Origin of the sequence: Methylotenera versatilis 301, from assembly GCF_000093025.1 — a bacterium.
GTDB classification, from domain to species: Bacteria; Pseudomonadota; Gammaproteobacteria; order Burkholderiales; family Methylophilaceae; genus Methylotenera; species Methylotenera versatilis.
On the sequence record NC_014207.1, the window covers coordinates 441,524 to 461,711 of the forward strand.

General features: G+C 42.1%; 17 protein-coding genes. 12 read left to right on the forward strand and 5 right to left on the reverse strand.

Annotated features, from left to right (window positions below):
• Nucleotides 1–70: 70 nt before the first annotated feature.
• Nucleotides 71–2,656, reverse strand: coding sequence for a bifunctional diguanylate cyclase/phosphodiesterase (locus tag M301_RS02110; RefSeq protein WP_013147108.1), 2,586 nt, complete (start codon nt 2,654–2,656; stop codon nt 71–73).
• A gap of 530 nt (nt 2,657–3,186) precedes the next feature.
• Here M301_RS02110 and M301_RS02115 point away from each other — a divergent pair.
• Genes M301_RS02115 through M301_RS02125 form a run of 4 tightly spaced genes read left to right on the forward strand, consistent with a single transcriptional unit; the run spans nt 3,187 to nt 7,770 of the window.
• Entirely contained in the window at nt 3,187–5,181 is a 1,995-nt protein-coding gene (locus M301_RS02115; RefSeq protein ID WP_013147109.1) for a TonB-dependent receptor plug domain-containing protein, read from the forward strand.
• A complete protein-coding gene (locus M301_RS02120; RefSeq protein WP_041359333.1) occupies nt 5,181–5,597 on the forward strand; it encodes a YfiR family protein in 417 nt (138 codons plus the stop codon). Before M301_RS02115 ends, M301_RS02120 begins: the two co-directional genes overlap by 1 nt.
• Entirely contained in the window at nt 5,594–5,704 is a 111-nt protein-coding gene (locus tag M301_RS14820) for a YfiR/HmsC family protein (RefSeq protein ID WP_081439405.1), read from the forward strand. The genes M301_RS02120 and M301_RS14820 overlap by 4 nt, the downstream gene beginning before the upstream one ends.
• Nucleotides 5,705–5,715: 11 nt before the next feature.
• On the forward strand, nt 5,716–7,770 hold the full coding sequence (locus M301_RS02125) for an EAL domain-containing protein (RefSeq protein ID WP_013147110.1): 2,055 nt from the start codon (nt 5,716–5,718) through the stop codon (nt 7,768–7,770).
• 187 nt (nt 7,771–7,957) lie between these two features.
• On the opposite strand, the gene M301_RS02130 is transcribed toward M301_RS02125, so the two are convergent.
• From M301_RS02130 to M301_RS02140, 3 genes are all read right to left on the reverse strand, one after another.
• The gene (locus tag M301_RS02130; protein ID WP_013147111.1) at nt 7,958–8,584 is read right to left on the reverse strand and encodes a BamJ family beta-barrel-assembly machinery protein; all 627 of its coding nucleotides are present in this window, start codon (nt 8,582–8,584) and stop codon (nt 7,958–7,960) included.
• A gap of 209 nt (nt 8,585–8,793) precedes the next feature.
• Nucleotides 8,794–10,437, reverse strand: coding sequence for a chaperonin GroEL (groL, locus tag M301_RS02135; RefSeq protein WP_013147112.1), 1,644 nt, complete (start codon nt 10,435–10,437; stop codon nt 8,794–8,796).
• 53 nt (nt 10,438–10,490) lie between these two features.
• The gene (locus M301_RS02140; RefSeq protein ID WP_013147113.1) at nt 10,491–10,778 is read right to left on the reverse strand and encodes a co-chaperone GroES; all 288 of its coding nucleotides are present in this window, start codon (nt 10,776–10,778) and stop codon (nt 10,491–10,493) included.
• 265 nt (nt 10,779–11,043) lie between these two features.
• Here M301_RS02140 and M301_RS02145 point away from each other — a divergent pair, with 265 nt between their 5' ends.
• The 6 genes from M301_RS02145 to M301_RS02170 all read left to right on the forward strand — a co-directional run bounded on the left by M301_RS02145 (nt 11,044) and on the right by M301_RS02170 (nt 15,342).
• Entirely contained in the window at nt 11,044–11,604 is a 561-nt protein-coding gene (locus tag M301_RS02145) for a hypothetical protein (protein WP_013147114.1), read from the forward strand.
• An 11-nt stretch (nt 11,605–11,615) separates the two neighbouring features.
• Nucleotides 11,616–12,674: an aldo/keto reductase gene (locus M301_RS02150; protein WP_013147115.1), complete on the forward strand. Its 1,059-nt coding sequence runs from the start codon at nt 11,616–11,618 to the stop codon at nt 12,672–12,674.
• Between the two features lie 70 nt (nt 12,675–12,744).
• Complete coding sequence (locus tag M301_RS02155; RefSeq protein ID WP_013147116.1) at nt 12,745–13,086, forward strand: zinc ribbon domain-containing protein YjdM; 342 nt, start codon at nt 12,745–12,747, stop codon at nt 13,084–13,086.
• A gap of 148 nt (nt 13,087–13,234) precedes the next feature.
• The gene (locus M301_RS02160) at nt 13,235–14,365 is read left to right on the forward strand and encodes a phospholipase A (protein WP_013147117.1); all 1,131 of its coding nucleotides are present in this window, start codon (nt 13,235–13,237) and stop codon (nt 14,363–14,365) included.
• A 266-nt stretch (nt 14,366–14,631) separates the two neighbouring features.
• A complete protein-coding gene (locus M301_RS14825) occupies nt 14,632–14,889 on the forward strand; it encodes a DoxX family protein (RefSeq protein ID WP_238524652.1) in 258 nt (85 codons plus the stop codon).
• A 54-nt stretch (nt 14,890–14,943) separates the two neighbouring features.
• On the forward strand, nt 14,944–15,342 hold the full coding sequence (locus M301_RS02170) for a nuclear transport factor 2 family protein (RefSeq protein WP_148218566.1): 399 nt from the start codon (nt 14,944–14,946) through the stop codon (nt 15,340–15,342).
• Nucleotides 15,343–15,360: 18 nt separating this feature from the next.
• Here the strand turns inward: M301_RS02170 and M301_RS02175 are convergent, their stop codons facing one another.
• A complete protein-coding gene (locus M301_RS02175) occupies nt 15,361–17,277 on the reverse strand; it encodes a peptidase U32 family protein (protein WP_013147119.1) in 1,917 nt (638 codons plus the stop codon).
• A 104-nt stretch (nt 17,278–17,381) separates the two neighbouring features.
• Between M301_RS02175 and bioA the strand changes: the two genes are divergently transcribed.
• Nucleotides 17,382–18,713: an adenosylmethionine--8-amino-7-oxononanoate transaminase gene (gene bioA / locus M301_RS02180; protein WP_013147120.1), complete on the forward strand. Its 1,332-nt coding sequence runs from the start codon at nt 17,382–17,384 to the stop codon at nt 18,711–18,713.
• Nucleotides 18,701–20,122, forward strand: coding sequence for a D-alanyl-D-alanine carboxypeptidase/D-alanyl-D-alanine endopeptidase (dacB, locus tag M301_RS02185; RefSeq protein ID WP_013147121.1), 1,422 nt, complete (start codon nt 18,701–18,703; stop codon nt 20,120–20,122). Before bioA ends, dacB begins: the two co-directional genes overlap by 13 nt.
• Nucleotides 20,123–20,188: the final 66 nt, after the last annotated feature.

Genomic DNA, 20,188 nt, shown 5'->3' on the forward strand with positions numbered 1-20,188 from the left:
TTGTAGGCATGGAAGCTAGACTATTGGTGAAGGTTACATTCTGACCTAATGTTAAGGATGGATGAATTATTTATAAATCCTTCTGCAATAATATTTCAAGCTCTGCTGCTGGCACTGGTTTTGAGAATAGGTACCCTTGTCCATAATCACAGCCAATCAGTTTTAATAACTCGCGCTGTAGTTCCGTTTCCACACCCTCTGCAATGACCTTGATATTTAACCTATGCGCCATGACAACGATCGCTTCACATAAAGCAAATTCAGGAGCATTTAGGGACAGATGGCGAGTGAACGACTGGTCGATTTTTAGATAATCAACATCGAACTTTTTTAGATAAGACAACGAAGAATAACCCGTACCAAAATCATCAATCGCAATTTTGATTCCAGCCTCTCGAAATGCTAATAGCTTATCTGGAATGTCGCCAACAACATCCATTAAAATACCCTCAGTGATTTCAACGACAACATTTTTGGCTGGTAGATTGATGTCATTGAGCAGCGTGATCCAATTATGAATGATTTCATCATGCCCTTTGAACTGTATTGGCGATTTGTTAACGGTGATTTGGAAATCTCGACCTATCAAAGATTGTATATGCGCAGCCTGATTTACTGCCTGAGTAAAAACCCAATTGCCAATTTCGTGAATGGTTCCGTTATCTTCAGCTATCGGTATAAATATGGCTGGGCTAACAGCGCCTAATTCCGGATGCTGCCAGCGCAATAAGGCTTCAGCTTTATGTATATGACCAGTGTTGAGTTCAACAATCGGCTGGTAATGCACCGTGAATTGCTTTGAGTGTAGTGCTTGATGCAGATCGTTAGATAAGCGTATACGAAAATCTGACTCTTGCTGCATCGCCTTAGTAAAAAAACGATAACATCCACGACCTGCACTTTTGGCGACATACATCGCTTGATCGGCAATTTTGAGAAGCTCAACGATGTTTGTTGCATCTTCTGGGTAAAATGCAATACCGATACTCGCTGAGACAAAAGCCTTTCTAGTCCCCAAATGAAACACTTCAGACAAGCTAGATATAATATTCTGCGCAATTTGCGCGATACTTAAATTATCTTTTAGGTCCGTCAAAATGATGGTGAACTCATCTCCACCAAGGCGGGCGACAGTATCCGAGTCACGTACGCAAGATTTGATACGCATTGCAGCGTCAATCAGCAGTCGATCGCCCATATCATGCCCAAGCGTGTCGTTGACTTCCTTGAAATGGTCAATGTCAACGAAGAGCAACACTGTAGAGTGTTTTTCCCGTTGAGATTTTTTGATTTCTTGCTCTAGCCTATCGTTAAAAAGTCTGCGGTTTGGTAGTTTAGTTAACTGGTCATAATTGGCCTGATTGAGAATGAGTTCTTCGGCTTCTTTTATAGCTGAAATGTCTGAAAATAAGGCTACGTGTCGATGAACTGAGCCGTCTTTATGATACGAGGTGTTAATGGTCAACCATTCAGGGTAAATTTCCCCATTTTTACGCTTATTCCAGACTTCGCCTTGCCACTGCCCTGTGACGGCGATCGAATCCCACATGGCAATATAAAAATCTACACTATGCTGATCCGATTGCAGCATTGCATGTGTTTTTCCTCTTACTTCGTCAAACTCATATCCAGTCATTTTAGTAAATGCGGGATTGATCGCGAGGATGCGCCCCTCTTCATCAGTCACGGCCATTGCTTCGCTACTGTTCTTGTATACCAAGCCAGCAAGCTTTAGTTCTTCTTCTGCAAGTTTTCGATCACCAATATCTTGTACGGCACTAATAAAATAAAGAGGTTGACCAGTATTATTACGCAATAGCTGTACCGAAAGATTGACCCAAACGATACTGCTGTTCTTATGAATATAGCGTTTTTCCGCTATATATTTGTCGCTCTCGCCATCAATAAGTTTTTTAGCATTAAGCACGTCTATCTTGAGGTCTTCAGGCAGGGTAATCTGTTGAAATGTAAAATTATTGGTGAGTACTTCCTCTTGGGAGTAGCCAATAATGCGGCAATATTCTCTGTTAATCTGTAGAAAATGCCCGGCTGTAGAAACCTGCGCAATGCCCACTGCGGCATTTTCAAAAACGGCTTGAAAAAGCGTTTCATTATCGCGTAAAGCATCCTGGGCTTTATCTCTTTGCCTGAAAGCTATACTGGATTTATAAATATGTTCTAAGCTTAACTGAATGCTGTCGCGAAATCGCTCCATCAGATCGTAAGTGTTTTTACTGTAATGGTTTTCTTTGGTATCGAGTATGCAGATAGTGCCAAAAACTTCACCACTCGGCCAGTTAAGAGGAAGTCCATAGTAAGAAATCATCCCCAGCTTGATGTCTGGGTTTTGGTTCCATTCTGGATTTGTGATTGCATTCGGAACTAGCAATGCGTGCTGTGTATTCATGACAGTTTCACAGTAAAGGCCAGAGTCCAGATTAGCTTTTTCACCTGTATGGTATACGTTACCAGAGCTGGAGCTAGATACGAACACTTCGATTTCATCGTCATGTGTTCGCATGATGAGTGCTGCAGGAATATTTGCAATCTGCGCTAGCAGGTCAGCAGTAATTTGCCAGCTTTCTAATACATCCGCTGGAACTTCGATGTTATCCAATATTGGATACTTTGGCAGATTTAATGAGGTCTCTGTCATGTAGACTTTTCCTCTCATTTAACGACGTTACTAAGCACTATTGAGCTATCACAGTACGCTTTTTATATTTTCTAAACCAGATAGATGTTTGGCTTTGTTTGATAATTTACAAAATTTAACAATGATTTTATTTTCTTTAGATGTAACCTAATTTTAAAGGGGAGTGGCATGAAAAACGCTATAGCCAGCAATTTAAGCAAATGATCAATTCAACGTATTTTCACACCAGCTGTAGCAAGAATAGCGACGGGACTTGGAACACCATGGTTGATAGAAGCGAAGTAGATGTTCTATCAGCCTTCACAATTCAGTAATGTGTTGAAGCGATTTTAAAGGCAATTGAAACAAGTTATAGGGTCACACCTGAACTTAACTACTAGAGGTGGCATTTTAGTTGAGTGATTTATTGCCGATATTTTATGTGAACAGATCATTAATTTTTGATCGTTTAACGTAGTGATAGATAAATTAAATGAGATTGTAACTGCTCTCATGTGCGCAATTACAATCTGTCAGCCATGGATAGTGATATGAAAAAGGCATCAATTTGCTTGAGTGTAAAAATCAGACGTTTGCTGATTATTGTATTGGCCTTGTTTGCGCTATCAAGCACAAATGCTATTGCCAAAGCTGACGATGCCAGCAGGTCTGATTTAACCACCGCCTCGCTTGAACAGTTGCTGGAGTTGGAGGTGATTACCGCTTCAAAAATAGCCCGTCAGGTCAGTGATGCGCCTTCTGCGGTCAGCATTGTCACGGCAGAAGACATCAAAGCCTATGGCTATCGTACATTAGCTGAAATTCTTAACAGCATGCGCGGCCTTAACATTACCTATGACCGTGCTTATGACTTTCTGGGAGGGCGCGGTTACAGTAGCCCTGGTGATTACAGTGGCCGTATCATGCTGCTAATTGATGGTGTTCAGGTTAATGATAATGTGTATAACCAATCATACTTCGGTAATGACGGCTTAGTTGACACTGAACTGATAGACCGCGTGGAGTATGTATCTGGTCCTGGCTCGGTATCTTATGGCAACAATGCTTTTTTTGGTATCGTCAATATCTTTACCAAAAAGGGGGCGGATTTAGATAGCACTCAAGCGGCACTGTCACTGGGTAGTTATCAGACCCAGAAAGGGCGACTCTCTTACGGCAAACGATTCGACAGTGGTGTAGATCTGCTGTTGTCAGCTTCTGGGCTTAATAGCAAAGGGCAAAATTTTTACTTTCCCGAGTTTGATAATGGTGATCCCACACATAACAGTGGCCTTGCTCAGAATTTTGATGGGCAGAACAACCTGCGGTTATTCACGAAGGTTCAGGGAGATTTTTGGTCTATTGAAACAGGTTATAGTCAACGCCATAAAGATGTTCCTACAGCACCATATGCTAGCGATTTTAATAGCCCTTATTCTTATGAAGACACAACTAAATTCATCTCGGGGCAATACCATACAAATCTGTCGGACCATCTCAAACTATCTTTACAAACTGATTATAGCGACTATCGTTTTCATCAAAACTCAGCTTTCAGCGGTGAAATTTGGCAGGAAGCTGCCAGCGGAAGTCGGTGGGGTACCGAAGCTAAATTCGTCGGTAACTGGTTTTCCCATCACAAGCTCGTCTTCGGTATTGCGTATCGGAATGATTATCAACGTAAGATTGTAAATCCTGTATTACTTGCAGACTATGGCCGCCAAGCCATCAGCTTATATGGTCAAGATGAAATAGCGCTACTTAATAATCTTTGGCTCAATGTGGGCGCGCGTTATGACCATTTCACGGATGATGGTGATTCAATCTCACCTCGCGTCGCAATTATCTATGAACCCATACCAAGTTACACATTGCGCCTTTCACATAGCATTGCACATCGGACACCTACGATTTTCGAAAAATATTACACTGATGCATCTACGCAATTTCCCAACGCAAGCCTTCAAATGGAAAGCGTTGCTGCAACTGAACTGATACTGGAGCATCGCTGGAGCAATCAAACACGGCTGTTGGCTTCCTTATATCACCAAGCTACTGAAGACTCGATTGCTAGCACTCCTTACGATTCTGGTTTTATACAGTATTCCAACGGCAAGGGCGGATATACCAATGGTCTGGAACTGGAGTTTGAACACCATAGTGACAATGGTTTGCGCTTACGTACAAGTTACGCTTATCAGGATGCGCGTAATCCTGATGGCAACTGGACTATCAACTCACCACATTATTTAGGTAAATTCAATTTATCTGCCCCGCTATATGCAAATGCGGTACGGACGGGGTTAGAGATACAGGCTGTTTCAAGCCGCAACAATGGATTAAGCCGCCCAATTAGCGGTTATGCGCTTGCTAACCTTACCGTCAGTACCGACCGCTTGTTACCGAATCTAGATGTTTCATTGACCGTTCGCAACCTGCTAGATAAACGCTATGAACATAGCGCGCCTGAATACAACACGCCGATTACTACCATAGAACAAGATGGACGTAATGTCTGGCTACAACTGACTTATAGGCTCAAATAATGAAGCGCCTATTCAGCTCTATATTCTCTCTACTTGCCGCTCTATTATATTCAACGGCAGGCCAAGCCGAAGCTTTGCCTGAATATGCCATGAAAGCGGCATTTGTCTACAACTTTACCTTGTTTACTGACTGGCCAAGCCTACCTAACAATACTCTGCAAATCTGCACTTTGGAGTCAAATCAGTTAAAGCAGGAGCTTGATAATTTCAGCAAAAACCAGCCACATGGGGCCAAGCTGGTCATCAGAAAAATTTACAATCTCAACGAGATTAAGCAGTGTCAAGCACTCTTCCTCACTGAAGAAGATAAGCAGCGTATTCCAGAAATTCTAGAGTATCTGGATGGTAACCCTATTTTAACAATCACTGATATACAAGACCTCACCTCATTGGGAAAGGTGCGATTATCGGTATGAAGATTGAAAATAAACGTATCGTTTTTGAGGTTGATACAGTAGCCGCTAAAAAATCAGGTCTGCATTTGAATTCAAGACTTCTAAGTTTAGCAAAAACAGTCTATTAAGCTACCAAACCATGTTACTTCGCGACTTTAAAATAGGTAAAAAACTACTGCTAATCAACTTGATTTCAGCAAGTTTTACTATGACCCTGCTAATATTGAGCATTGCTATTATCGCTCTGATAACAAATAGAAATAATCTAATTCAGGATCTAAAAATTCAATCACGGATTTTAGGCGAGAGCCTGTCGGCTTCAATTGCTTTCAATGATGCTCAATCCGCGCAGCATTTGCTTGAAGCGTTACGCTGGTCGCCCTACATTCAGAAAGTAGTGGTGCTTAATAGAGAAGGGCAAACGTTCTCTTCATATCCATTGCAGGTAAAAATAGACCTTAATCAGAAATTGACATTCTGGAACAGCTTATCAAATGTAGTTATCCAGCAACCCATAGGTGTAAGCAACCAACAAGTAGGGCAAATCTATATTGTTGCCTCTCTCCATCACATCTACATTCAACTAGGGAAGTTTTTGCTGTTGATATTCTTCGGCATGATATTAGCAGGCGCACTTGGTGTGTATATGATTCGGCGCTTGCAGATTAATCTAACCAAACCAATTATTGGTCTTACAGACTCCATGCGACAGGTCTCTAACACTGATGATTACTCACTGCGTTTTAATCTGGACAGCAAAGATGAACTGGGAGAACTGGCTTCTGGCTTCAATACTATGCTAGGTAAAATTGAATCACATCAGGCCAAGTTAGACTCCGAACTACTTCGGCGCAAACATGCGGAGGATCGCCTTCAACAATTGGCCTTTTATGATGAAGTTACAAAGCTACCCAACCGTCATTACTTTAAAGAGCGAATGGAGGGCGCTGTAGCTTCATCCATTCGTTATAAGAAGCTCTGCTGCATCATGGTGATTGACCTAGATGATTTCAAGATTGTAAATGATACCTTGGGACATAATGTCAGTGATGATTTGCTATTGGCTGTAGCGAAACGCCTTAGCAATGTAATTCGCACAAGCGACGTACTTTGTCGAATTGGGGGCGATGAATTTGCATTAGTTCTAGAAAATATTCTAATTGCAGAGGAAGCTATACAAGTTGCAAAAAAAATCATCAACACATTGTCGCAACCCTTCGTGCTAGAGGGGCGGGAAGTTTTTATAGGTGCTAGTATCGGAGTGAGCCTGTGTCCAACTGATACTGCTGATATCCCTATATTGCTGCGCAATGCTGATACCGCCATGTATAGCGCCAAGAATCAAGGAAAAAATTCTTATCAAATGTATCAGCCAGAAATGGAATCTAAGAACATCCTTAGATTTTCATTGGAAAGCGCATTGCGACGTGCATTAGAAAATAACGAACTGCTACTTCACTATCAGCCTCAGGTAGACCTAATATCTAACCAGACGACAGGATTTGAGGCATTAGTGCGCTGGAACAACGCCGAGCTAGGCTTAATCAGTCCCACTGACTTCATTCCGATTGCTGAAGAGATAGGGCTGATTATCCCTATTGGTGAATTCGTTTTATATACAGCCTGTCTTCAGGCGCAACAATGGCGAGAGCGCCATGCTGTAGATATTAACATCAGCGTAAACTTGTCGGGTAGGCAGTTAATACAAGCTAATATTGTTGAGCGTATTCTGGCTATCGTAGAGTCAACAGGACTGCCTTTTAATTTGTTAACCATTGAGTTAACCGAGAGCATTCTGATGGACCATTCAAAAGAAACACTCGACAAGCTGGAAAAACTCAGCCAGTCAGGTTTTACTATTTCTATAGATGATTTTGGCACAGGCTATTCATCAATGAGTTACCTCAAGCGATATCCCATCGATACATTAAAAATTGACCGTAGCTTTGTTTCAGGGCTGCCCGAAGATGCAAATGATGTTGCCATTACTCAAGCTATTATTGCGCTGGCTAAAAATTTGGATATGAAGCTTGTTGCCGAGGGTGTGGAGACAGAAGAGCAACTCGAGTTTTTAAGAGTGCATAAGTGCGATACGGCACAAGGATATTTACACAGTCGCCCAGTTGTTGCGGAACAGGCTGAACAATTTATATTAAATAAAAATGATAGAAATGTTGTCATGAACAACGAGTAACTACTCGATTAACAGTTCTAGTTGAATAGAAAAGTGACTTTCCAGAAGCAACCTTACAGAGTGGAAAACTGATTTGGGATGTGAAAGCTAAACCAAATCCAATCTGACGGACACGCTAAAATTAGGTAGATGTCAGACTAGGGATGAGTTAGCATATCTTAGCTCATCCACCCTGAAAGCGCGTGCCTTACTCGATGTCTAATAATTCAACTTCAAATATCAAGGTTGCATCTGGGCCAATAGTTGGGCCACTGCCGTTCGCGCCATAAGCTAATTGCGATGGAATGACTAGCTCAAATTTGCTCCCAACTTGCATTAGCTGTAAACCTTCAACCCAACCAGCAATTACGCCAGTCACAGGAAAAACAATAGGCTCACCACGGTCATAAGAGCTGTCAAACACCGTACCATCAATCAGCGTGCCTTTGTAATGCACTTTTACCTTATCACTTTTGCTTGGCTTCTCACCATTGCCAGCCACCAGTGGTTTATATTGCAGGCCGCTATCTGTGGTGATAACCCCCTCTTTTTTAGCGTTTTCAGCCAAGTAAGCCGCGCCTTCAGCTTGGTTTTTTGCAGACTGTTCAGTCTGCGCTGCCATTTGTTTTTCTTGACTCTCTTTTTGCACTTGATCGACGGTACTTCTTTTCTCAGCATCAGACAAACGTGATGGATTATTCTCCATTACATCGCTTACAGCCAGCGCGACCGCTTCTGCATCCAGTTCCAGCCCGTCATTTTTAAGCTGAAATGCCATGTTTTCGCCCACGATATAACTTAAGCGTTGGGTTAAAGTGTTTAATTCAATTGCCATTGTGTGTTCTTTCGTTGTTTAAGGGGGATGCTTTAATGCGAGTGATGCAATCAGCGTAATTTGTAATTATGACGGAGAATGGTAGATAAAACAAAACCCGCCGAAGCGGGTTTTGTTCTTTTGCAATACTATATAAAGCATTTTGCGTTGAGCAGGAGAGTGAGAATAGGCCTGCTTACGCAGTATCACTCAACTGCTTAAATGCAAAATTACATCATACCGCCCATGCCACCCATACCGCCCATATCACCACCGCCCATTGCTGGAGCGTCGTCTTTAGGTAGTTCAGCCACCATACAATCAGTCGTTAGCATTAAGCCAGCTACTGAAGCAGCATTTTGCAATGCAGAACGCGTTACTTTAGTTGGATCTAAGATACCCATTTCAATCATATCGCCGTATGTTTCGTTTGCAGCGTTATAACCGTAGTTGCCTTTACCTGCAGCAACGTTGTTCACAACTACTGAAGGCTCAACACCAGCATTTTGTGTGATTTGACGTAATGGCTCTTCAACAGCGCGCAATACAATTTTGATACCAGCATCTTGGTCTAAGTTATCGCCTTTAACCAAAGCAATGGCTGCACGTGCGCGAATCAATGCTACGCCACCACCAGCAACAATACCTTCTTCAACTGCTGCACGTGTTGCGTGTAATGCATCTTCAACGCGCGCTTTTTTCTCTTTCATTTCGATTTCAGTTGTAGCGCCAACTTTAATCACTGCAACACCGCCAGCTAATTTAGCTACGCGTTCTTGCAATTTTTCACGATCGTAGTCGCTTGAAGCTTCTTCGATTTGTGTTTTGATTTGAGCGATACGTGCTTTGATGTTGCCTTCATTGCCAGCGCCATCAATGATGATTGTGTTTTCTTTACCCACTTCAATACGCTTAGCTTGACCTAAATTCTCAAGCGTTACGTTTTCAAGTTTCAAGCCAACTTCTTCAGCAATCACAGTACCACCAGTTAACATCGCGATGTCTTCCAACATTGCTTTACGACGATCACCGAAACCAGGTGCTTTAACAGCTGTTGTTTTCAAGATGCCGCGGATGTTGTTCACTACTAAAGTAGCTAAAGCTTCGCCATCAACGTCTTCAGCGATGATCAATAATGGACGACCAGATTTAGCTACTTGCTCTAATGTTGGAAGTAAATCGCGGATGTTTGAGATTTTTTTGTCGTGTAACAATACGAATGGATTATCTAACAACGCAATTTGGCGTTCTTGGTTGTTAATGAAGTATGGTGACAAGTAGCCACGGTCAAACTGCATACCTTCAACTACGTCTAATTCGCTTTCAAGGCCAGAACCGTCTTCAACAGTAATGACGCCTTCTTTACCTACTTTGTCCATTGCATCAGCAATGATTTTACCGATAGTTTCATCAGAGTTTGCAGAGATAGAACCAACTTGCGCGATTTCTTTGCTAGTTGTACATGGTTTTGATTGCTCTTTTAAGTTTGCAATCGCAGCAGCAACAGCTTTATCGATACCACGTTTTAAATCCATTGGGTTCATACCAGCAGCAACAGATTTCATGCCTTCACGAATAATCGCTTGAGCTAAAACTGTAGCAGTTGTTGTACCGTCACCAGCGATGTCAGAAGTTTTTGAAGCCACTTCTTTTACCATCTGTGCGCCCATGTTTTCGAATTTGTCTTTTAATTCGATTTCTTTAGCCACTGAAACACCATCTTTAGTGATGGTTGGAGCGCCGTATGAGCGCTCTAATACTACGTTACGGCCTTTAGGACCTAATGTTACTTTAACTGCGTTAGCTAAAATGTTCACGCCGTTTGTCATTTTTTGGCGAACTTCATCGCCGAATCTTACGTCTTTTGCTGCCATGTTAAATCTCCCGAAATACTATATGTGTTAGTTAATTGAATTGAATAACTAAATTATTCAACAATCGCCATAATGTCTTCTTCACGCATTACCAATAGCTCTTCACCATCTACTTTTACAGTTTGGCCTGCGTATTTACCGAATAACACTTTATCGCCAACTTTAACGTCTAAAGCGATTACTTTACCGCTGTCATCACGTTTGCCAGAACCAATGGCTTGCACAATACCTTGATCAGGTTTTTCTGTAGCACTATCAGGAATCACAATGCCAGAAGCGGTTGTACGTTCTTCTTCTGAGCGTTTAACAATGACGCGATCGTGTAAAGGACGAATTTTCATAAGGTTCTCCAAAAATTAAATAACTAAAATAAATATCACAACTCATACATTAAGCTGTGAATAAAACTAATGTTGATCACACTAAAATCTATTGCACATGGCTTGCATGCCATGCAAAGCGAGTGCGATTTTAGCACTCAAACTATGAGAGTGCTAGATGGTGTGTTGTTTATTGGGTTGGATTGAGATATTTCAAGATTAAATATAGAAAAATTGTGATAAAAACCTTATGCTGTGTACTGTATTTAATATTTAAAGCAGGCAAATGTCACAAAACGAATCCGCGATTGAGCAAATTAACTTAGGTTTTAATGAGCAAGAAGATCGACTATTACTTAAAGTAGGTCTTGTTGATAAAACTGAAGTGGCGGTGTGGATTACGCGCCGTTTATGCAAGAGTATGTGGAATTTGCTTAATGGCGTGGCGAATAGCACTATGCCAACTGCGCCACAATTTGCACTCCCTGCAATAGCAACAGCTGAAGCTAAGAATGAAGCGATCGAGAGCTTTTCGCGCGAAGCCACTGAGTTGAAACAAATCGAGAATCTAGATTTCAAGTCCGAATATCTTGTCGACCGTGAATCACGCTTTGAAGCGCCTATGTTAGCTGCTCAATGCCTGATTGTTGGCGTAGTGAACTTGCCGCCACAATTAGAGTTGCAATGCACTAACGGACAATCCGTTAAAATCGCACTCACTCCTCAACTTGTTCATGCCGTTACGAATATGATGCAGTTAGCCACTCGCGAGGCTGGTTGGGATTTGTTGATGACTGTCGACAGTAGAGAAGTAAGTATTATTTCATCGCACCAAACGGTGCATTAGGCGTATTAACTATGCAATATCGTCAATTAGGAAACTCCGATCTTAAGGTATCTTCAGTTTGTTTGGGCACCATGACTTATGGCGACCAAAACACACAAGCAGAAGCACACGAACAGCTCGATTATGCTTTAGCGCAGGGCATTAATTTTATTGATACTGCCGAGATGTATCCTGTGCCGCCTAAAGCAGAAACCTTTACGCGTACCGAAACCATGATTGGTCATTGGCTTAAAAACCAAGCGCGCGATAGGATTGTTTTAGGCAGCAAAGTTGCCGGGCGTAATCGAGGGCTCAATTACATTCGTGGTGGCGATGATTCTTTAACGCGTGACAATATTCGCAGCGCCATTCACGACTCTTTAAAGCGTTTACAAACCGACTATATCGACCTTTACCAACTACATTGGCCAGAGCGCAATGTGCCGTTGTTTGGGCAATATCAGTTTGACCCTAAATTAGAACTTGATGCGCAAGGCACCCAAAAATCTTGGGTGAGCATCCATACGCAACTAGAAACGCTGGCAGAACTGATTGAAGAAGGCAAAGTACGTGCGATTGGGCTTTCTAATGAGCAACCGTGGGGCATCATGGAGTTTCTGCGCATCAGTAAAGAATACAACTTACCGCGTGTAGCCACTTTGCAAAACAGTTATCATTTAATGAATCGTACGATTGATTTTGGCATTAGCGAAATTCTGTATCGTGAAAATGTGAGCTTGCTAGCCTATTCACCGCTGGCTTTTGGGCATTTAACGGGTAAATACATTGACGACGTTACCGCAAAAGGTCGTGTGACTTTATTTAGAGGTTATGCGCAGCGCTACACCAAACCGAACGTCGCGGCTGCCAGCGCCGCTTATGCAAAATTAGCCCGTGATAATGGCTTAACGCCAACGCAATTGGCATTGAGTTTTGTGATGCACCGATGGAGCGTCACAAGCACCATTATTGGCGCGACCAGTATGGCGCAATTGCAGGAAAATATAGGTGCTTGGAACACAGCGCTGTCACCAGAAGTATTGCAGGAAATTGATAAGTTACATTTAGCCATGACGAATCCAGCACCTTAAATTTGCAGTAAGCCAATTTAAGCAGCCAAATTAGAATTTTTAAAATGTTTAAATAGAAAAGAAAGTCACCATGAGCGCTTTACCAGCATGCCCAAAATGTAACTCAGAATACACCTACGAAGATGGCGATAATTACGTTTGCCCAGAATGTGCGCATGAGTGGTCAAAAAGTGCCGCGGCAGATGGCACTGAAGATACAAAAGTCGTGCGTGATTCTAATGGCAACGTGCTGCAAGATGGCGATACCATCACAGTGATTAAAGACCTGAAAGTAAAAGGTTCATCATTGGTGGTTAAAGTCGGTACCAAGGTCAAAAACATCCGCCTTGTAGATGGTGACCATGACATTGATTGCAAAATTGATGGCATCGGTGCGATGAAGTTAAAGTCTGAGTTCGTTAAAAAAGCCTAAAGCGCTGGCGTTGCCTGTAAGATGATGGCAGATGCAAAATGCAGTTTTATAGTGCTGTATTAATCAAGGCTTTAATAGAGTTTTTTTATTCTCTTAGTTATTCAATAATAAATAGCGCAACAACTTTAAAAAGTAACGGATAACTTAGATGAACAATTTTAAAAGTAAAACTATGCGAGCGTTTTTCTTAGTTTTATGGATGCCTACAGCTTTATTAGCGCAAGAAACCGTGACAGTAGAACAAGCTTTAATCAAGTGTAAGAAACTTTATCCTAATGATTTCGAGGCAAAAAAACGCTTATCTTGCTTTGATAGTATTAATACCCCTAAAGAGCTCTTAGAAGAAGCCGCTAACACACTAACTAATAGCCCAGAACAAGTGCATTCGGTAAACTCAGCACCAGTAATTACTCCAGCTATCGCGATTGAAAAACCAAGTCCAAAGTTAAGTTATTTGGAAAGAAAATGGCGGCTGACCTCACAAGGTGACTGGAATATAAGTGATTTTGAAACCTATAAATCTAATTACTTATTAATCACCAAAACCAATAACACGAATGATATGCCTCAATCACCTAGTCAATTGAATAATGTTGATAGAAACCTAGATGACAAAGACTTAAAGTTTCAGATCAGCTTGAAAACCGAGGTGATGAATAACATCCCGCTTATTCGTAATTTACCTTATGTCACTAGCTCTAGAATATGGGCGGCTTATTCACAGCAGTCAAATTGGCAGGTGTTCGACTCAAAAGCATCAAGACCGCTACGTGAGAATAATTATGAGCCTGAAATCATGTTATCTCTAGGCATAGATAATCAGGTAAACGGAGAAAAGAAGCACTATATTCCAAGAATGTTAAATCTAGGCTTAGTACATCAGTCAAACGGGCGCTCTAATCCTACTTCAAGAAGTTGGAATCGCTTGTATCTCGAAAGTGGTTGGGAATTGACCGATAATGTCTCTCTCATGGTGCGCCCTTGGTGGCGAATACCTGAAAGTCAAGATGATAATCCTGACATTGAAAAGTATCTAGGTTATGGAGACATGGCAATTAGATGGGAAGATGATAATCGTAAAAATGCGGCAACCTTAACACTAAGAAATAATCTACGCAGCGATAACAAAGGATATGCTCAGCTAGATTTGCAAAGGCAAGTGCTCAATAACCCATATTTGAAATTACATCTGATGGCTTCAACGGGTTATGGTGCAAGCTTGCTAGATTACAACTACGACCAAACGATTTTCGGCATTGGCATCTCGCTTGGTGAGTAGGCGACCAATCTCAGTAAACAAAGCATAGCATTCTTTACTTTAAATATGTTTTTAATGAATGATTTGTATATCAATTAAGTTTAAAGTGATGTTTCCAAGTTCTGTTTATTAAGGAAGGTTTATATGTTGAATAGTCAATTTTGTAGTAAATGGTCACCTTGTATCCTAGGCTTACTTCGAATTGTCACTGGGTTTTTATTCCTTCAACATGGCAGTGCAAAACTGTTAGGTATGCCACATGTTCCATGTTTGATGGTTTGCAATTAATGTCATTAATGGGGCTTGCGGGCGTACTTGAATTGGTTGGCGGCACTCTGGTGATGATAGGTTTGTTTACTCGACCAGCGGCATTCATCTTGTCGGGTCAAATGGCTGTGGCTTATTTTATGGCACATGCGCCAGGTGGATTCTTACCAATCTTGAATCAAGGTGAGTTGGCTGTTATGTTTAGCTTCGTATTCTTGTACTTTAGTGCGGCAGGTGCTGGTGCTTTTAGCTTAGATTCATTGCTCAAAAAATCTTAAATGAAGATGCGTCAGTCGCTAAGTGTATTGTGCGCATGCCTTTTGCTGGTTTACATGTCTAATGTGAACGCGAAAGAAACTAGCTCTCCAAAAAAGATTGTCACTCAATTTTTTGATTTAGCTTTTGTGCAAAAGCACCCAATTGCAGCAGCGAAAAAATATATCTCTGCAACGCAATATATTCAGCACAACCCAGAAGCGCCAGATGGTAGAGAGGCCTTCATTAAGGGTTTTGCTGCGTATGTGGAGAGTACTGATTATCGTTGTGAAATCAAAAGAGTCATTGCCGATTCCGACATCGTGGCGGTGCATAGCAATTGCAAAGAATCAGCCAATGATATTGGTAGCGCGGTGGTTGATATATTTCGTGTAGAAAAAGAACGCATCGTAGAACACTGGGATGTTTTGCAAGCCGTACCAAGTAAGTCAGCTAATCGTAATACGATGTTTTAGTTTAAGCCTGTTTAGATTTTAAGATCTTTTCGGGTGAAACATCACTGTTTGCGGTGGGCCCATTTTTATTACAGGTTTCCTAATGCTGCCCATCACATGCATTTCGCAGGGTTTGCAATCAAACTTTAAGGTAAACCTGTCGTTGCCGTTAATGAGCGTCATTGGTTCTGCGGTCACAGTGCCTTGCACACCAATCACACCTTTAGCTTCTTTTGGGCAAAGTCCGTGGCTAAAGCGTAAGCAGTGCTTGGTAATCATCAGCGGTACTTCGCCTAACTCTTTGTTGGCTTCATACGCATGTGCAATCAGTTTTACGCCGTGTTTCTCGTAAAAAGTACGTGCTTTTTGGTTATAAACGTTAGCTAAATAGCTAAGAGTATCTTCTGGGAAAATAGCTGCTGGCACTGCAGCTGGCTTAAGTGGCGGGCGCACGTAGGCGGCTTGACGCACTTTCTGTAATTGATCGATGGCATCACGTCGTAAATTGTTCACCACTGAGGCAGGTATAAACCAAGCTTGAGTCGTCTGTATATAGACTTCAGCGGCAGAAAAGTCGGTATTGCCAAGTTTATTTAAATTGTCACGTAAGCTGGCTTCGGCTTTATCTGCGTTGTCCGCAGCTAGCTTTTCGGCTGCGCACTGCACCGTTGCACTAAGTCCAGCGTCATCCGTCACGCTAAGTGTAAATCCGTTGCTTGTTTCAGCAAAAATCATTTGCAGCGCGATTTTGCGTGTCGCAGAATCTTTTTCCAGCAAGCGCATAAATGCATGATCGCGGTTGCGATACACCGTCATGTTATTTCTAATATCTACAGGCATTTCGTTAGGATATAACTTTTTGCCATCGACGGTATTCACACGCAAGCCGACTAACTCTTTGTGCACATCAAAAAAGCACACGCCATCGCCATTGTGCAGTTGCGTATCTGTTTCAACTTCAAAAAAGTCTTTACCGACTTTGCTTACTTTGCCTAAAATTTCGCCTGAGAATTTAGGTGTATCAAACGCACCAATGTCACCTTTGCGACCGTTTACAAAGTAATCCGTCGCACTGCGGTTAAAGGTTTTTTCAGGTTGCGGTGTGAATGTGTAAGTGCTGACGCCGGCAGATGATTTTGCTAGTTCTGGCGATTCGTTGAGGATTTCATCCAACATTTGGCGATAATGCGCGGTGGCATTTTTAACGTATGGTAAATCTTTATAACGGCCTTCAATTTTGAAGGAGCTCACACCAGCATCTATCAAGGCGCGCAGATTCGCGCTTTGGTCATTATCTTTCATTGAAAGGTAATGTTTATCTTTACCAATAATGCGGCCTTTTTGGTCTTCCAAGGTAAACGGTAAACGACACTCTTGTGAACATTCGCCACGGTTAGCACTGCGGCCAGTATGTGCGTGGCTAATAAAGCACTGTCCGCTAAATGCCACACAAAGCGCACCGTGAATGAAAAATTCTAAGTTGCAACTAGTCGCATCCGCGATTTGCTTGATAGTGCGTAAATCTAACTCGCGTGCTAAGACAATTTGCGAGAAACCAACTTGGTCTAAAAACACGGCTTTTTCAATGGTGCGAATATCAGTTTGCGTACTCGCATGAAGCTGAATCGGTGGTAAATCCATTTCCAACAAACCCATATCCTGCACAATCAGCGCATCCACTTCAGCATCGTAAAGTTGCTGAACCAATTCGCGCGCACCTGCTAATTCGTTATCATGAAAAATCGTATTCAGCGCCACAAATACTTCGGCATGATAACGATGAGCATGTTTCACCAAACGCGCAATCTCCGCCACTGTATTAGGTGCTTTCGCACGCGCACCAAATGCTGGGCCGCCAATATATACCGCATCTGCACCATGATTAATGGCTTCAATACCGAAATCGGCGTTGCGCGCAGGAGCGAGTAGTTCAAGATGGCGACGGGTTTTTTGCATGTGATGTAAGCAATTAGATTTATGAATACCGAATTTTAGACGAAACAACAGCGAATGACGACATTTGATTTATAAGTGTATGAAAAACATCGTACAATTCTGACATGAACAATCAAAATTTATTGAATAGAAGCCTGAAATCCGTTTGGCATCCTTGCACGCAGATGAAGCAACACGAGACTTATCCGCTTATTCCTATTCAGCGTGGAGATGGTGTGTGGCTCTACGATGCGGACGGTAAACGATATTTAGATTCTGTCAGTTCGTGGTGGGTAAATTTGTTTGGGCATAATAATCCACGTATTAAAGATGCAATTAAGTTGCAGCTTGATACGCTTGAGCATGTGATGCTGGCTGGGTTTACGCATGAGCCTGTGGTGGAGTTGTCAGAGAAGCTGGCTATGCTGACGGGTTTGGGTCATACTTTTTACGGTAGTGATGGTGCTAGTGCGACTGAAATTGCGTTGAAGATGAGTTTCCATTATTGGCGCAATATTGGAAAAGCGAATAAAACCAAATTTATCAGCCTGCAAAATAGTTATCATGGCGAAACGTTAGGTGCTTTGTCAGTCACAGATGTGGCGATTTTTAAAGATACTTACGCGCCACTATTAATGCAGTCTGCTCAAATGCCTAGCCCCGATTTTAGGTTGGCAGAGGCGGGTGAGGATGCTGAAACGTTTGCCTTGCGTTGCGCGCAAGCTTTAGAAAATTATGTAGCGGCATATCATACAGATTTAGCGGCTTTTATTATTGAACCTTTAGTCCAATGTGCCGCAGGTATGGGGATGTATCATCCAGCCTATTTGTGTCGTGTACGCGAGATTTGTAATGAATATGAAGTGCATTTAATTGCAGATGAAATTGCGGTGGGCTTCGGTCGAACAGGAACCATGTTTGCTTGTGAACAGGCGGCTAATTCTGTAAGCAATATTGCCGATTTTATTTGCTTATCTAAAGGCATCACAGGTGGTTATTTGCCTTTATCCGCCGTACTGACCACAGATAAAGTCTATCAAGCTTTTTATGATAACAGCACCGTACGAGGCTTTTTACATAGCCATAGTTACACAGGTAATCCGCTCGCATGCAGTGCCGCATTGGCGACTCTGGCGATATTTGAAACAGACAATATTTTGCAAAATAACCAAGAAAAATCTAAGTTGATACAAGCTAAAATGCAAGTGCTTACTGACCTGCCAATCAAGCATCTGCGTACACCAGGCCTGCAAAACTCAGGCATGATATTCGCGTTTGATGTTGAAACGCAAAATGCGCAATTCGCTAAGCAATGCTATCAAGCAGCCTTAGAACAAGAGCTACTGCTGCGTCCGATAGCTAATACCGTGTATTGGATGCCACCTTACACAATTAACGAAGATGAAATTGATTTTATGGTGAATGCGACTTTAGAGGCGGTAAAATGTTCGTTGTAATGAGCTTGTTAAAGAATTTATGTAGGTCGGTATTACTATTACTTAGTTTTTCAGTGCATGCCGAACTCCCTACCACCGTTGAAAGTGCACTTAAAGCTGCAGGGATACCCGCAAAAAATGTAGCAGTTTATGTGCAGCCTGTCGAAAGTAATAACGCAACGCTTAGCCATAATGCCGATAAAAGTATGAACCCAGCATCTGTGATGAAGTTGGTCACCACTAATGCAGCACTTGATTTGCTCACTCCCGCGTACCGTTGGAAAACTGAAGTTTTTCGCGATGGTGATGTGGTGAATGGCGTGCTTAAGGGCAACTTAATCATTAAAGGTTATGGCGACCCTAGTTTTAAAGCGCAAGACTTTTGGCGCATGTTGATGAGTTTACAGCAGGCTGGCATCAAAGAAATCAAAGGCGATTTAATCATTGATAAAAGCTATTTTGCTAAAGATGTGGCTAATAAGAAAACATTCGATGACGAAACATGGCGCGCCTATAACGCTGAACCCAGCGCATTTTTAGTGAATGGGCGTAACACCAGCTTTAAGTTTATCGCGACTGACTCCAGCGTAAGCGTTAACCAAGAGTTTGAATTAAACGAAATTCAAATTGTGAATAATATGAAGCTGGTGCAGGGCGCTTGTGGAGATTGGCGTGGCCGATTTAGCTATGTCATTAAACCAAACGCAACTGGCACGACAGTGACTTTTAATGGGACTTTCTCGCCAGATTGCGGGGAGCGTTATTTGGAGTTAAGTGTATTTGATGACGAAAAGTATGCTTTTCATACCTTCAAAAAACTGTGGCGTGAATTAGGCGGAAGCTTTACTGGTCAGCTAAAAGTACAGGAAGTACCAAGTAGTGCGGTGAAGGTGCTGGAGCAGTTTTCTGATCCATTAGCTTATGTGGTTCGCGACATTAATAAATGGAGCAATAACTTGATGGCACGTCAGTTATTGTTGACATTGGCTGCCGAGAAGCTTGGCACGCCAGCCACTGAGCTAAAAGGCTCTGCTGCGCTTAAAACATGGCTCGCTGACAGAGGTTTGAAGTTCGATGAGTTGGTCATTGAGAATGGTTCAGGATTATCGCGCATTGAACGCATTAGTGCAGAGCATCTCGGTAAAATGTTAGTCAGTACTTACAATAGTCCTGTGATGCCAGAGCTCATGGCATCGTTACCTATATTAGCGCTCGATGGCACAGTTAAAAAACGTCTAAATGATAGTGCGTCAAATGGTCGAGCTCACCTTAAAACTGGCTCTCTAGACGGCGTGAGTAGTATTGCCGGCTATGTGTTAGATGCGAATAATCATCGCCATGTGCTAGTGATGCTAGTCAACCATCCCAAAGCTGCTGCAAGTAAAAATGCGCAAGATGCTTTGATTGAATGGGTGTATCAGCAGCCATAATGAGAGAGCCTAGTAATGAAGGAACTTGGCTAAGTTTGCGGTATCATATCGCTAAGTTTATTTAAG